A 16,060-nucleotide genomic window follows, 5' to 3' on the forward strand; every position below is an offset into this window, starting at 1 on the left:
TTATCATTTACGTGCATAAAAACCTTTTTATAGAAATAATAGGCCGTTCAACAGGCTTTTATACTTATCACATGAAAAAGCGTGAAACTAATCGCCTGTTCCACGCTTTTTCATAATAAATTTTTTTGAATTCACAAGCGGTTTTTTCTTCAAAACCAAACATCATTGTCATGAATACCATGAATAGCCATGGTGTTATCGTTAGGACAGTTTTTCTACAAAGACAACTTTTAGGTAACGGCTTTCGGCGAATTGTTGATGAAAAGGAAAATCCTTTGGTTGCCTGAAGGTTTCAACAATTTTATAGCGAGACCCTTTCTTGTTGAATGCTTGATCAATAAACTGTTTGAATTTCCGCATATCGAACCCACTGTAATTCGTTGATGCGACAATCACCCCTGAAGTAGCTGTTATATCGATTGCTTGTTCTAACAGTTTTACATAATCTTTTTGCACACTAAACACACGCTTTTTTGAACGTGCAAAGCTAGGCGGATCTAAAATAACTAAATCAAATTGAAAAGCTTTTTTCACTGCATAATCAAAATAGTTAAACACATCAATCACGCGAATTTCATGCATCGACTCATCAATAGCATTCACTTTGAACTGGTCAATTGTCAGGGGCAAACTCCGATTTGCTAAGTCAACGCTTGTGGTTTTCTCTGCCCCACCAAGGGCAGCATAGACAGAAAAGGCACCTGTATAAGAAAAGGTATTTAAGACTGTACGACCTGCACTATAATCGGTACGGATTTTTTCTCTTACTTCACGTTGATCAAGAAAAATACCGGTCATCGGCCCATCATTCAAGTTGACATTAAAAGCAACACCGTTTTCTTGAATAACCAGTGGAAATGTCGCCCGTTCTCCACGAACAAAGTCATCATCACTGATATACTTTCCACCTTGATCAAAGCGTTTTTTTTCATAAATGCCACGGCTCGTGAGCACCGCTTCAATGGCTGCAATAATGACTGACTTAAATTGATAAATCCCTTCACTATACCAGGTCACAAGTAAATAATCTGCGTAACGGTCAATCGTAAGGCCGCCTATCCCATCCCCTTCACCATTAAAGAGACGAAAAGCATTGGTCGTTGGGTCATGACTCAGGGCGGTTCTTTTTTGCTCAGCCGCTTTAATTTTTTCTATAAAGAAATCCAGATCAATGGGTTCGGCTTGTTCCATCGTTAGTACCCAGCCATAACCTTTATTTTGACGACCGTAGTACCCTCTTGCAATAAAGACACCTTCAGGTGTCATCAAATCGAGCAATTGACCTTCGGTAGTTAACTGATCAAATGCCGCACTCATCTCTTTAGCAAGATGAGGATGACCATCAAATAATCCTTGTACATATTTATGCTCAATTGTTATTTCTTTACTATTCATTTTTTCATTCTTCCCTTCTCAACACGCAACACTTTACTTGCTTTTTGGCAATCAAACTAAAATAATAACCGTGATAAGTAAATAACTGAACTTACCGTAATCGCACTAAAAATAGTCGAGAACAAGACAATTTGTGAAGCATAATCTTTGTAACGACTGTACTCTTGCGCAATAATCGCACTGTTGACTGAGGTCGGCATCGCCGCACCAATAAATAGTGCTTGTGCCATTGTTCCTTCAATACTCAATAACATAATTAGACCATAGGCAACAAGCGGTCCCAAAATCAAACGGAGAAATAAACTCATATAAACATCTAATAATCCTGACTTAAACTCAATGACTGCAACCTGAGCACCTAAAGTGATTAAAGCAAAGGCCACCATTGCTCCAGCGATGTATTCAGACGGAACAAGAATCATATCAGGCAAGTCAACCTGTAATACATTTAATAAAATACCAAAAAATAAGGCGTAAGGAACTGGCATTCTGAAATAACCGAGCAATGCTTTTAATTTTCCATCATCTTTATTTAAGGCGAAAATCCCATACGAGAACAGAAAGATATTTTGAAAGGTTAAATTCATCACTTGAATTGACATCGCAAATGGATCACCTTGGAATACTAAATCATTGACAGGAACGCCGTAGTTCCCTGAGTTGAAAAACATGCCACTGTTTGTGAAAATCGCCTCTTTATCTTTGTTCATTTTTAACAGTTTGGCAAAAGCTTTACTGACAAAATACATCAGTGTCACAAACAAGAGGAAAAAGCCAATCACAAAGCCAAAAACTTGTCCTTCAATCCGGGTTGTATAGAGCGCATTAAAAATAAAACCAGGTGCGAGCAAATAAATATTGAGTCGGGCTAGTGTGGTTAAATCCAATTTAAATTTCGTTTGTACAATAAAGCCTAATCCAATTAATACAAAAACAGGACCGATAATATCAGTCAGTATGAGCAGTAAAGCTTCCATCTTTATCCCTTCTTCTCTCTTATAATCATTTTTTCTCTCTGTTAGTTAACCTTTACGTTTCGCTAACGGCAGATACGTCTGATACAAACTGTAGTATGCATCGATCGCCTCGCGTTGCTTTTCATCATCTTTTAAGGTTGTATAACGTTTATTATGTTCATAATCTGAAACCAGGTTCAAGGCCCCAACACTTGATTGTTCGAGCGTTTCACTCAGAATCACCTGAACATGTAAACAGTTAGCAACGCAAGCTGCTAATTGTGGGATTTTAAAGGTTCCTCCCGACAAATACAATGACTTAATCGGCCCAGTTAGGTTGGTTAGCGTTTGGTACACATGACGGAGATTAAATAAGACACCATAAACAACAGCTTTAATCACATCGATTTTATCATGATTGATTTTTAAGCCAAAGAAAGCACCTTGACGCTCGCTATCCCAAAACGGTGCACGTTCCCCGTTTAAATGCGGCACAAAGACAAGACTGGAATCAAACGTTGTAAAATCTATCGTTTTCAGCTGTTGAAACAACTCTCCCTGGCCATCATAAAGTAATTGATCCAACCATTTAAAAACGTTTCCTCCATTATTAACCGCCCCACCAACGACCCAAGTTGTATCATCAAGGTAATAACAAAACAATTGACCGAACGGGTCCTTATAGGCTTCCTTGGTGGTCACCCGAATCGCACCACTGGTACCTATCGTTAAATGGGCATCTCCTGTGTTGCGACTTTCTGATATATTAGCGAGTACTCCATCGCTTGCCCCAATCATCGCTTGCCCAGTGATGCCTGTTGTTGCGGTGAGCATAGACGTTAATCGACGGCACGTATAAACAGAGACAAGTTCTGGTAATTGCTGAGCTGATATGCCAAGATAACTTAACACATCCGTATCATAGACTAATAATTCGGTATTTACAAGACCGGTTGCAGAAGCCATTGACACATCCTGTTCGATATAACCAGTAAGAGCATACCAAAGATAAGTTTTAATATCGATCCATTTATAGAAATCGGTTAATTCTTGTCGCAGTGAATTTCCTGCAGCAGTTTCTTTTAACCATAACAGTTTTGCGAACGGACTCATGGGATGAAGAGGTGTCCCCGTCTTTTGAAAAAATTGTGTTGCTACTGCTGACTTTTTAAAGGTTCTCATCACTTGATCGGCCCGGTGATCGGCCCAAATCCAGAGGTTGGTTAATGGTTGCATTGCGTGATCAACTGCCATGAGACTATGCATGGCACATGAGAGCACCAGTGTTTCTTCACCGCTTACCTTGATCTGAGTTAAACATTTATGTACCGCTTCAAGAATGTGAGCCGGGTTTTGTTCAGCATACCCTTCAGCGGGATAGAGCGTATCGTAACCGAGCGATTGTGTACCTATTTGTTTGTTATCCTGGTTAAAGTGCAACACTTTAACTGCAGTTGTCCCAATATCAATCGTAATCGTCATCGTGAGTCTCCTCTTTATTTCTTCTCATTTTTTTCATTACCACCTAGTCTATCATCTTTATGAACTGCCCACCACTCCTCCCTTACGGGTTTCTTGTAGGAGGGACTTTTTGGGTAATTGCTAATAAGCGAATCCCTTTTTTTGATGGTGAGTGCCACATTGATATCTCTACCAAGCGTTAGCCCACACAGACAATTATACGTTCGAACAGTCATAGGCATTGGTTGCGTACACCCACAGCCTGAACAGGTTTTAGAAGAAACTTGTTGATTTTAACACGTTTCTTCTCTTGTTCGTGTAAGTTGTAATGCACGAAAGAAGTGAACATTCCCCACCCATTAGCTGAAACACTTTTGCCGAACTTCAAGGCTTGTGATAGTCCTTTCATATCCAAATCCTCGATGATAACGGCATCATAGGTCGTCACGATTTCTTTTGATTTATGGTGAAGAAAATCCTTATGTTGATTGGCAATTTTCACTAGAACTTTGGCAACTCGAACACGCTGTTTGTTCCAATTCGAAGAACCTTTCTTCTTTCGTGAATCGCTTACCTTTCTTCTCGATTTGACGACCAAAACATGATACGAATACATCATCAACACTGACTGAATATATAATATACCATACAAAAACGACAGCCTTTAGGCTGTCGCCCAATCGAAGTTCATCTCCCCCTTATCGGTGATGTTGTCACACTTTCACACGCTTGAAGAGAGAGACTTCTTTCGAAAATACGTTAAAATCTACCGGATTTAAAGATCGCAAAAATAATCCACAAGAACATCCCCATCGCAACGACTGCACCTACCTCAATCATCGGTAAGCGCCACAATATACTAGATGCCCCCATAATCGCAGCTCCAACAATAATCCCGACCATAATAATACTAAAAGCCAGCAATATAATCGCAAACGATAATTGGTTACTGATTCTATCCATTTTCCGTAACAATAAATCAATATCAGGCAAACTAAGTTCAACATGTACCTTACCCTTTTTAACAACCCGTTTTAATGCTTTCGCTTGTGAGGGTAAATCACGCCATAAGTCATAAAAGGCAATCCACTGATCGACAAATTGATCTTTAAGATTCTTCGGATGAAATCGGTCACGAATGAGTTGCTTGCCGAACGGTTCTGCGATTTCCACGATACTAATGGTTGGGTCCAACTGTTCAACAGTTCCTTCTAAGGTTAATAACGTTTTTCCTAGCAAGGTAAAATCACTTGGCATCTCAATCCGGTGCCTATAAGCAATTTGAAACAATTCTTGGACCGCTTCTGCCAGACTAATGTCATGCAGCGATTGTCGGTAGTACTTATGCATAAACATGTCCACGTCATTGGTTAGCTTCACTCGATTGATATTATCAGGCGCAACACCCATATCAAAAATTACCTCAACCAGCATTTCCGTATCTTCCTTGGTCATCGCGATAACGATCTGACCGAACTGTCGTTTCATTTCTTCAGTTAATTGTCCGACCATTCCAAAATCAAGCAAGATGATGGCGTTATCTTCCGTTAAGAGAATATTGCCTGGATGTGGATCAGCATGGAAGAAACCGTCCATTAGTATCTGTTTTAACGTAATGTTCACTAATTTCTCTGCAACCTCTTCTTTGATCCCCTGTTTATCTGGACTCAAAATCAATGATTTTAGCTTCATCCCCTCGACATATTCCATGACGAGTACTTCTTTCGTCGTATAGGCAAGATAGGCTTTTGGAACAATGACGCGTTCATCCTCTTTAAACTGATCACCAATCTTGATCATATTATGTGCTTCAATCGTATAATCAAGCTCTAAATTTAGTGTATCTTTCATCTCTTCAATTACATCTTTTAGCCGGTATTGCTTAGCCCAGTCCAACCGAAGCTCTGCTAAGGCTGCCATTTCAGTTAGAATTTCAAAATCGACATCAATTTTCTCTGAAATCTCTGGGCGTTGAACTTTCACCGCCACTTCTTCGCCAGAAGGTAGCTTAGCACGGTGTACTTGACCAATTGATGCTGCTGCTATCGGTTCTTCATCAAAGCGGACAAATAAATCTTCAATTGGCTGGTTCAGTTCTTTTTCTATGATCGCTTTTGCTTTTTCAAAGCTAAACGGTGGAACCGTCGCTTGTAGTTTTTCGAGTTCATTAATGATGTCCTCGGGTAGAAGATCAGGTCTTGTGCTCATGACTTGGCCAAACTTAACAAACGTTGGTCCAAGTTCTTCAAGGACGCGCCTAATTCTTACACCTAATGACGGACCATCATTGACTGGTTTTTCTTGTTTGTTTTTTCGCGGTAAGATATGTAGGTCATGGAGCCCGAGTTCGCGCATGACGTACCCGAGTCCATTTTTAGAAAAGGCAACAACAATATCTTTATATCGATTTAAATGACGCATATGTTTGCCTAGCATATGTTGTTACCTCCTCTTTTTGTAATTATTCACTTTCTAAATCGGTTAATCGTTGTTCAACAACACGTAAACGTGCTTCTAATTTATTCACTTCTTCGCTTGAGGCAATGTTTAAATGATTAAGCGTTTTGTTTTGTGTCTCTTGACCTTTTTGATAGTATTTATCAAAAAACTCTTTTGACTCCTGTTTAGTCATCTCACCTTTTTCAACCAATTGATTAATCATTTTTTCAGCTTGGTCAACACTCGTCTGCGCTAAACCTAACCCGACAGCCAAACCTTTTTTAAATAAGTCACTCACATTCGCCACTCCCTTATCATTGAATTTTAGTTCTACCTTTTGTTTTCCACTTTTTCTATCTATTTAAACACGTTCCTTACGTTAAACACCAATCAATCGGTGTTTGGTTTGTCTTCACTAAGAATGCATTTGCTCGGCTAAACGGTTTGCTACCAAAAAAACCACGGTAAGCCGACAACGGACTTGGATGTGGTGCGGTTAGGACGAGATGTTTGTCCTCATCGATTAATGCTCGTTTTTTCTCGGCTGGTTTACCCCAAAGTAAATAGACAATTGGCATCTCCTTTTTATTGAGTGCACGAATCACACCATCGGTAAAGGCTTCCCAGCCTCTATGACGGTGGGCGTGCGCGTGACCCTCTTCAACGGTCAATACCGTATTCATGAGCAAAACCCCTTGTTTTGCCCAAGGAACCAAATAACCTGTCTCAGGCTGATTACATCCTAAGTCAGCGACTAATTCTTGATAAATATTGCGAAGTGAAGGGGGGATTTTTACCGATGGGTTCACAGAAAAGCTTAAGCCATGGGCTTGTCCTTTTTGATGGTACGGATCTTGACCTAATATCACAACCTTAACGTTTTCAAATCGTGTTAATCGTAAGGCACTGAACACTTGATCTTTGGGCGGTAAGACAACCGTTTCTTGATACCGTGCTGCTAAGTATGCACTAAGCCTATTAAATGTTGCTGTCTCTGTTAGCGGTGCCAGTTGCTTCTGCCAATCTTGTGGTAAGGTAGCTTTTAAATCCATGCCATTCCTCCTCATGTAGACTGTGTAATACGTTCATCATAGCACATCCTATCGCTTCCATTCATCTTTGTTTCGCCAAGCCCTTTCGTTTGCTTCCTAACGCAAATGATAACGCAAAAAACAGGCCTTAGGCAATCAACTGCCCAAGACCTGATGTCATTATTTAATTTCGTCTAACAAACGATACGCTTCTTCTTTTGTTTTTGCTTGAATCAATTCTTCACGGAATTCATCATTCATTAATTTACGTGAAAGGAGTTGAAGGATTTTTAAATGTTGATCGCCTGCTTTACTTTTTGGTACAGCAATCATAAAGATTAATCGAGATGTAGAACCATCTAAACTGTCCCAATCAATGCCTTCTTTACTAATACTAAAAGCAATTCTCGGTTCTTTAACAGCGTCTGATTTACCGTGTGGAATAGCGACATTCATGCCAATCCCAGTGGTAGATTCTTGTTCACGGGCCATGATGGCTTCTTTAAACGCTTCACGATCAGTGACTGCACCATCTGTAACCAGTTGATCCACCATGTAATCGATTGTTTCATCACGCGTCGTTGTTTTTACATCGACATCAATCAGTGGTAAATCTGTGAGTTTTGTTAATGCGGATGCATCAGATGCTTCTGGTCCGCTTGTAGACGCTGGCTCCTCTGCTGCTTCAGCTGGCGCACCAGCTGTTGCTGGCTCAACATCTTTTTTCAAGAACTTAATCATAAAGGCAACAACAACAGAACCTGCGGCAATTGCTACAAAGAACATGATGACGTTATCAACGGCACCTAACAAACCAACAATTGGCCCACCGTGAGCAACACGGTTACCTACACCAGATAACATCGCAATCACAGAACCAACCATTGACCCCACCATAATACTTGGAATAACCCGCAATGGATCTTGTGCTGCAAATGGAATCGCACCTTCAGTAATACCGAAGAAGCCCATTGTTAATGATGCTTTCCCTGTTTCACGTTGTTCAGGTACAAACTTATCTTTAAACATTAGTGTTGCAAGCCCCATACCTATTGGTGGTATCGCAATCGCAGCTGCGATTGGACCCATGATTTCATAATTCCCTTCAACAATCATCGCTGCCCCAAAGAGAAAGGCTACTTTGTTTACTGGACCACCCATATCAAAGGCAATCATAGCGCCTAAGATTAGTGCTAAAACAATTGAACTTGTCCCTTGCATACCTTCTAACCAACCGGTTAAAGCAACAAAGACCTCTGCGACAGGCGCGCCGATTAAGAATACAAAAATAAAACCGACAACTAATGAAGCAAATACCGGAATAATAATAATTGGCATAATCGGTTGCATCATTTTTGGTACTTTAATTTTCTTAATTAAAAGTGCTGCATAACCTGCTAGAAAACCAGCAATAATACCACCTAAGAACCCCGCACTTGCTTCTGAGTTATAGAAACTTCCGTTGGCAGCAATAAAACCACCAATCATACCCGGTGCTAAACCAGGTTTATCTGCGATACTATAGGCAATATAACCAGCTAAAATTGGTACCATGAATCCAAAGGCTGCACCACCAATCGATTCAATTGTTTTCCAAATCGAATCTTCTGGAATCTGAATACCTGCTTCAGTAGGTTCACCGCCAATGGTAAGGGCAATCGCAATCAATAACCCCCCGACAACAATGAATGGAATCATGAATGATACCCCGTTCATCAAGTGACGGTATATAGGATTTTGCTTGTTTTGACCATCACCACTCGATTGTTGCTCATTCCCTGTTCCACGGTAAACCTTCACATCACCTTTTTCAAATCGATTGATTAATTCTTCTGGTTTTCTAATGCCATCTTGAACACCTGTACTAATCAACTGTTTGCCGACAAAACGATCTTTACTTACCGCTTTATCCGCTGCAATAATCACGCCGTCTGCATCACGAATATCCTTCTCTGACAATTCGTTTTCAACACCTACACCACCTTGTGTCTCAACTTTGATCTCAACGCCTAGCTTTTTGGCTGCTTTTTCTAAATTTTCAGCTGCCATGTAGGTATGAGCAATGCCGTTTGGACACGATGTAATTGCTACCAATTTCATCATAAAAACCTCCTTGTTTTACTATCTACTCATAGTATAAAGGAGGTTTTCACTAGTAATATGATTTGTTTTTGCCGGAACTGTGGCAATCACAAAATTTTTAGAAGCGCTTTCTTTGTTTCTGACTCAATGATTCGTCTCACATGACTCGGCTGTTCTGCTAAGACTGCCAGTCGCTGATAAAGCGAACGATGTGAATATTTCTCTTCTCGCTTAATGGCCACAAAGAAAATCAATGACACATCTTCCCCGTCCCAGTCAATGGGTTCTTTTAAGGTAATGACTGCAATTGTTGATTGTTTAACAAAACGTGGGTCCCCGTGCGGGACACTCATCCCACCACCTATAGCTGTCGACGCTTTACGTTCACGTAGAAGCGATTGGTGCACATATTCTTTCTCAACAACACCTGCTTGAACCAAGCGGTTCGCCACATACTCAATGAGTTGATATGGATGATCAAAACGATAATGTAAGAAAATAAAAGCTGGTTCGATCAATGTTTTGATATCCACTTCTGGTAAGGCTTGTGTTTTTTCCTCAACAGTAATGTAGGCCTGTAGTTTTTCTTCATCCGTTTTAGTAAACAATGGTGAAACAACAATATGTGGTGGGTCTTCTAACGCAAGCGGCAAGGTAGATATTAGAAAATCAACCGCTTCATGCTTTAAATATTGATGGACTTCCGTCTCTTGTAGCGTCGCTTTAATCGATAGCTCACGAAAATGCGACTCGATTTTTGCTTTTAAAATCTCAGACATTCCTATACCCATATGACAAACAATTGCTGTTTTTTGTGCTTTGTCCTTAAGTTTTTCTAAGCGTTCAAATGCAGCTTGGTAATGCAAGGCGAGGTAAGCAACTTCTTCTTCTGGCACGAGAAAACCTAAGTCTTTTTCTAAATCAATGACATTTTCTAGTAAGACACTAAACAAATATGGATACATTTGTTTAATATCTTTTGTTAAGGGGTTACTAACCGTTAACCCAAAACGCAACCGATTAATTGTCGTATACACGTGAACAAGCAAGCCTTCTTTAAGAAATGGATCATCGTAAAACGGCACTTGCATCCGCTGCACTAAACGCTCCGTAATCGCTTCGGTCAATGCTTTTGCTTGATTTTCAATTGCTAAGTTTAAAAAATCAGTATCATTTAACCCTTTTTTAATTTTTGCACCCAGCATATGCATCGTTAAATATGCCACCTCTTCGTCTTTTAAATGCACGTTAAAAAAAGATTCAATGGAGGCTTTTAAAGGCAGAACATCTTGATATTCATCTGTTGCTTTTAACTGGTTTAAATCTTCTTCTGTTAGTGTCATCGGTTGGTTCAGTTTTGTTCGCTTCACCATCAACAACACATGCATAACTAAACGCTGAAAGCTTTCATCAGTGAAAAATAAGCGATGTTTTTCCTTAAAACTAGCCAGTTGTCGCTCAACTTCACTAACTTCATACGGCTCCATTTTCGAAAGCAGATACCGACAGCCGCTTGGTGTTTCAGACAAATCATCAATTTGTGCGAGTGCGCGCCGCTTATTAAGCTCATTACCTTCCAAGATCAGGCCGACCCGTTGCTTTGATGTTAAACTCAGTTGAAAACGTCTAAACCAGACGGTTAAGCCATCGGTCAATTGCTTAGCTTCTATTTTAGTCAAAAAATAGAGCTCAGTGAGACCGGTAATGCTGAATTTTTCTTTTCCCATCAATAACTCATAAGCGACTTGCCTCAAGTCAACATCAGCCGTCGGCTGAACTTTTTGTTGCAGCAACACTTTTAATAACCGCTCTTTCTTTTCCTCATCAATCGCAAGCAGAATTCCTTTCCCTGGATCACGATTTAATGTAAAGGCGAACGCACTGGCTTGTTCTTTTTCGATGGTTGATAAATCATTTCGAATCGTCCTTAAAGAACAATCAAATTGATGGGCAAGTGTTTTTGTTAAGTGGTAGCGATTATCTTGTTCGACGAGATAGATTAATAATGCTTGCTGTCGTTCATTCATACAAGACCCCCTTTCTCTCATGCAAGGATACTGATCTTTCCAAACGGGTTAAGGGCGTTGCTTTAACCAAATCGGTGATGCTTCTAACATAAACGCAAGCGATAACAACAAGTCTTCACGCCCTACCGCTGCCATCACTTGACAACCGAGAGGTAAACCAGTAGCGCTTAAGGAGACAGGGATACTCATTGCCGGTTGTCCGGTTAAATTAGCGAGCTGCGTGAAAGGTGTATACGTTAGGCTCGGCAAAAACATATCATAAATGAGCGCCAACTGTTCTTTCTTGGTGTAGTGGTCCACATTTAATAGCCGTTCAATCATAGCCTGATCCGGGGTAAGTTCTCCGATTTCAGGCGCGGGCGCTGCATTTGTTGGCGTTATATATAAATCAAACGTGTGGTGGAATTCCTCCATGTTGGCACTGGCTAAATCCCAATGATCGAGACTTTCACTAAAATCCGCAGCACTTACTTCTTTCCCAACCTTATGCAGGGCATAGGTGAAGATATCTAAGTCATCAGCCGTCAACAATCGTGAAAACTGACGTTCTAAGCCACGGATCACCTTATGCATTTCCCCAGCATTCATTGTGTAGTAATCTTGCATTAAGTGTACCCCGTTAATTGGTGCTTCTATTTCTTCAATCTCATGGCCAAGTGTTGCTAAATAATTAACCGTTTTTATCACTGCTTGTTTCGCATCCTCAGTCACCGCTGTTCGAACAGGTGAGGCTGTTGTATAAGCGATCCGAAGTTTTCTTTTTAGTGGTTGATACTGCAAATCATAATAGCTTCTCTCGTCCAGTGGCACATGGAAAGCTGCCGCCGGTTGATAGATCTTTTGAACATCTAAAAAGCGAGCGCTATCACGGACAGTACGGCTCAGCGCAAAATCAATTGCTGCCCCTTGCCACTGCCTTCCGGTACCAGGTCCAACCGGGGTTCTGCCACGCGTCGGTTTGAGTCCAAAAAGACCAGTGAACCCTGCCGGAATCCTAATTGAACCCCCGCCATCGCTTGCACCAGCCATTGGCACAACACCACTAGCAACCAGGGCAGCTGCGCCACCACTTGACCCACCTGGTGAATGATTTAAATGCCAAGGATTCCGTGTTGCCCCATACGCGACAGGCTCTGTGATATTTTTTAATCCGAATTCCGGCGTATTTGAATGTCCTAATAATTGAAAGCCCGCCAATCGTGCTTTTTCAACGTAATAACTATCCCTTGAACTGACATGGTCTTCGAGTAACTTTGAACCCGCGGAAAGAACTTCGCCTTCAATCGCCTGAGAGATATCCTTTAGAAACAAAGGTACACCCGAAAATACGTCTCCTGACTCAGCTTCATTTAATTCTTCAACCGCTTTTGATTTCCGGGTTCTTACCACCGCATTCAACTTTGGGTTGACTTGGTCAAGTCGTTCAAAAGCAACTTTCAACAACTCGGCTTTCGTTACCTGTTTGTTTTTTACTAACTCGGCAAGTCCGACAGCATCATAGGTTTGATATTCGAGTGTATCCAATCTCTCCGCCTCCTTCAAGATTTGAACATTCAGATTTTTCTTCGCGTCGTTATTTGTGTATGCAAGTAACTTATGAAATAGCCAATCAAGATCCCTAATGCATTAAGAATCCAGTCATCAATGTCAACGGAGCGCGAGACAGCATGCAATTGATGAAGTAAAAACTGACCCCCTTCAAACAAGACAGGGATAAACAATGCGTATAAGATAATTCTTACCACGCCATAACGCTTGTAGTAAAGCCAAAAGCCAATCGGGAACATGAGTACAACATTTCCTAATAAGTTCACTGCAATGATCGATAACGACAATGTGTTCGCCTGATAGGCTCTAATATATAATTTGATTGTTTCAAAGGGTTCCAAGTTGATGGCTAGCTGATCACTCACATCACCAAGTCCTTGGAACCAAATAAAATAGCTTAATAGTAAAACATAAATGGTCATAAGACCGTTATATAAGTAACGTTTCGTAACCTCAGACTTTAATGTCATCATTAAAATATATGCGATTACGACAACGGGGAAAATAAATAGAAAACCAAAATGTATATAAGAAAGCAACAAGAAACCTCCTAGACCCATCAAGCTATATATTTTTTAACTGCATCAGATGGTGTATCTATATTATCATACAAAAATGTCCACTTCACAATGGCAGAAGCACAATATCTTGGTTTTAATAAAAATTAATGCAACAAATTCTCTTAAAATACAAAGATGCGACACTGCTCGAAACGCTGCTAAACCATTCAACAAAAACAATATAATGTGGTATAACATAAACATGGAAGGTTTCTTACAAAAAACAGAACAATAAAGCGGGTAATTACTCATATATTCAGGTTGTCGACTAATTTAATCACTGCTTTTTATATATTTCGACGCTCACATTTCCAAACATGTTCTAATACCCTTATCGCAAGGTTACTTTGATAAAATTGGATCCTATATTTCGTTATCATTTTGATCCCTTTTGTAATAAATTTAAATTTTTATTTTAAAATCGAATATTCCAACGCCTCAGTTCCTTTAATACGCGTATTCATTTACAATTTAAACATAAGCGTAAAATAATCCACACATTTAAACCCTTTCTTATCGTGAGATAATCACTATTCATTAGAAACGATAAGGAAGTATTCCTATAAGGAACTAAATATGGGGGGATCAATAATTTTGAAGCATGCAAAAAACCTTTGGTACGATAGTGAGTGTCATTGATGACCTCTAATTCAAATACCGAAAGGAGACTTCTACGGTGGACTTTATACAAAATCATCGCTAAATGCAAATCACAGAAAACACATTAATTATCGGGGTGGACATCGCTAAACGTAAGCACGTTGCTCGTACGATTGATGATCACGGTCGTGATCTTGTGAAACGTTTGATGTTTGAGGGTTTTAAAGACTTACTGACATGCTCAAACATGTCGAACGACACACAGAGGTTCTTATTGGCATGGAACCAACAGGATACTGTTGGCTGAACTTAGATTATTATTTAAAAGACCTTGTTTCCAAGGTTGTCGTAGTGAATCCGTCAATGGAATTTAAAACGTTAATGTTTATTCTACTCGAACCTCGTGTTCCAATATTTTTTATTGAATACTTAGCTTTCACTAATCGGCGGTTTGATATCACACTTGGTAGAAAAACGGAGGAACACGGCAGAATTGCGAAAATAACTTATTTTATAGCGGGAGGACGTTTCAATGAATATATTCAGAAGAAAATACCTATTATCGATAGTCATCCCAGTAATTATAATAACCAGTGTGCTTTTATTAATATCGCATTACTATCCATTATCGTTACTTAGTATAAACAAACAATATAAGCACACACCTGAATCTATGACGGTTGCTCAATATGAAACGAAATTAAATGACTTAAAAAGAAGTTATGAAAAAAGTGAAACAAATGATTTAGCGATCATTAGGATGCAACAAGGTTTGCTAGATGTTTATCACCAAGATTTTTTAATCAGTGGGGATTCAGTCATTTTTACTGATAAAAAATTTCATTCAATTAAATCGGACGTTATAAAAACCAGACAAATGTTGATGGATTTAACCTTTAGTGAAAATTATGACGAAAGCACAAAGAATTATTTGCAATTGCTAGTAGAGTCATTAATAAAAATGGAGAGTTATATACAAAAAGTAGAACTGACAGATTCTTATTCAAAAGGAGAATTGGAACAAGTTTTAAATAAATTGCAAGTGCATTTTTACACCAGTTTAAAATATTTTAATTCTTTTTATGCTAGTTATACAAATAGTTAGCAACTGTTTGTGTATTTTCGGCCGGATCTGACCAACATGAATTAACTGCCGTAATCTGCATTTCAATTATGTCATATAAAATTATCCTGATTTTCGGATGAGGATTTATTTGATGCTTACATTCTTGGTCTCTACGATTGTCTTTCTCTTTAACCAGGAAGTGCCAGGCACCATGTATCATAAGAACTTAAATTGAGCAGTCGCCCCTACTGGAAAATCAGAGGCGACTGCTTTTTAGTCCGGAAAATTATTAGTAACATAAGTTTTAGCAAACAAATCGTGAATCACCCGCTGAATATAAGAAAAACAGAGCGGTTCACTCCGGATCATAAAGAGACGCGCACTTTATTTGGAGAGGCGAGCGTGCTAGCCTCTATGGCAGAGTCAGATTTTTTTATCATCTGGTTGCCGGGCTCAATTGCATGCGAGCAGAGTGACAGTCAAGTGACAATAAGCTAGCAGTGTTAATGTAAGCATTTAAAACACTAAGAAGCGATAGTCCGAGTGACGCACCTTTAAAAAGTTGTACAGTTTTGTGTTGACATACCAATCCAAATACCCCGACCTCTATTCCACTAATGCAACCTCTCTCTTCTTTTATAAATAACCTTAAATCTTAAACTATTAAAAAATAGGTTTTTTGTAAAAAAATGTAGAAAGCATTGAACTCTTTATTTGTTTTTGCTACGCTAATACTGTAATTAATTTGAAATAATAAGGGGGGGAACTTACTTTCTATAATTCTTCACTTTAAATTAATAGGTCTGTTGTAAAATGAAATGCATAATCCCATTAGATATTAAAAAAGCCATGTAAATGCGCTATACTTATGAGTGACTAAACAAATAAGTTAGGA

Annotated in this window: 12 protein-coding genes and 1 pseudogene; 2 read left to right on the forward strand and 11 right to left on the reverse strand. The window is 39.4% G+C overall.

The window, feature by feature from the left end; all coding sequences use genetic code 11:
• Positions 1–201: 201 nt before the first annotated feature.
• The 11 genes and pseudogenes from DES38_RS07120 to DES38_RS07170 form a co-directional block, all read right to left on the reverse strand.
• Positions 202–1,395: a class I SAM-dependent rRNA methyltransferase gene (locus tag DES38_RS07120; protein ID WP_110251420.1), complete on the reverse strand. Its 1,194-nt coding sequence runs from the start codon at positions 1,393–1,395 to the stop codon at positions 202–204.
• 56 nt (positions 1,396–1,451) lie between these two features.
• Entirely contained in the window at positions 1,452–2,372 is a 921-nt protein-coding gene (locus DES38_RS07125) for an AEC family transporter (RefSeq protein WP_110251421.1), read from the reverse strand.
• A gap of 45 nt (positions 2,373–2,417) precedes the next feature.
• Positions 2,418–3,833, reverse strand: coding sequence for a gluconokinase (locus DES38_RS07130; RefSeq protein WP_110251422.1), 1,416 nt, complete (start codon positions 3,831–3,833; stop codon positions 2,418–2,420).
• An 82-nt stretch (positions 3,834–3,915) separates the two neighbouring features.
• Positions 3,916–4,377: pseudogene (locus DES38_RS07135) on the reverse strand (RNA-guided endonuclease InsQ/TnpB family protein); the annotation flags it as partial.
• 194 nt (positions 4,378–4,571) lie between these two features.
• Positions 4,572–6,248 (reverse strand): ABC1 kinase family protein, encoded by a 1,677-nt coding sequence (locus DES38_RS07140; protein ID WP_110251423.1) that lies wholly within the window; start codon positions 6,246–6,248, stop codon positions 4,572–4,574.
• Between the two features lie 25 nt (positions 6,249–6,273).
• On the reverse strand, positions 6,274–6,549 hold the full coding sequence (locus DES38_RS07145) for a phasin family protein (RefSeq protein WP_110251424.1): 276 nt from the start codon (positions 6,547–6,549) through the stop codon (positions 6,274–6,276).
• Between the two features lie 76 nt (positions 6,550–6,625).
• Complete coding sequence (ung, locus tag DES38_RS07150; RefSeq protein WP_110251425.1) at positions 6,626–7,303, reverse strand: uracil-DNA glycosylase; 678 nt, start codon at positions 7,301–7,303, stop codon at positions 6,626–6,628.
• Between the two features lie 159 nt (positions 7,304–7,462).
• A complete protein-coding gene (locus DES38_RS07155; protein ID WP_110251426.1) occupies positions 7,463–9,382 on the reverse strand; it encodes a PTS fructose transporter subunit IIABC in 1,920 nt (639 codons plus the stop codon).
• A gap of 89 nt (positions 9,383–9,471) precedes the next feature.
• Positions 9,472–11,391 (reverse strand): BglG family transcription antiterminator, encoded by a 1,920-nt coding sequence (locus tag DES38_RS07160; protein ID WP_170114362.1) that lies wholly within the window; start codon positions 11,389–11,391, stop codon positions 9,472–9,474.
• 48 nt (positions 11,392–11,439) lie between these two features.
• On the reverse strand, positions 11,440–12,915 hold the full coding sequence (locus DES38_RS07165; RefSeq protein ID WP_110251428.1) for an amidase family protein: 1,476 nt from the start codon (positions 12,913–12,915) through the stop codon (positions 11,440–11,442).
• A 29-nt stretch (positions 12,916–12,944) separates the two neighbouring features.
• Positions 12,945–13,478, reverse strand: coding sequence for a VanZ family protein (locus DES38_RS07170; protein ID WP_170114363.1), 534 nt, complete (start codon positions 13,476–13,478; stop codon positions 12,945–12,947).
• Positions 13,479–14,202: 724 nt separating this feature from the next.
• On the opposite strand from DES38_RS07170, the gene DES38_RS07175 reads away from it, so the two are divergent.
• Both DES38_RS07175 and DES38_RS07180 read left to right on the forward strand, forming a co-directional pair.
• Positions 14,203–14,406, forward strand: a complete 204-nt coding sequence (locus tag DES38_RS07175; RefSeq protein WP_211305841.1) for a hypothetical protein — start codon at positions 14,203–14,205, stop codon at positions 14,404–14,406.
• A 225-nt stretch (positions 14,407–14,631) separates the two neighbouring features.
• On the forward strand, positions 14,632–15,204 hold the full coding sequence (locus tag DES38_RS07180; protein WP_146206362.1) for a hypothetical protein: 573 nt from the start codon (positions 14,632–14,634) through the stop codon (positions 15,202–15,204).
• The last annotated feature ends 856 nt before the right edge of the window (positions 15,205–16,060 follow it).

The organism is Streptohalobacillus salinus, from assembly GCF_003201605.1.
In the GTDB taxonomy this organism is placed as follows: domain Bacteria; phylum Bacillota; class Bacilli; order Bacillales; family Amphibacillaceae; genus Streptohalobacillus; species Streptohalobacillus salinus.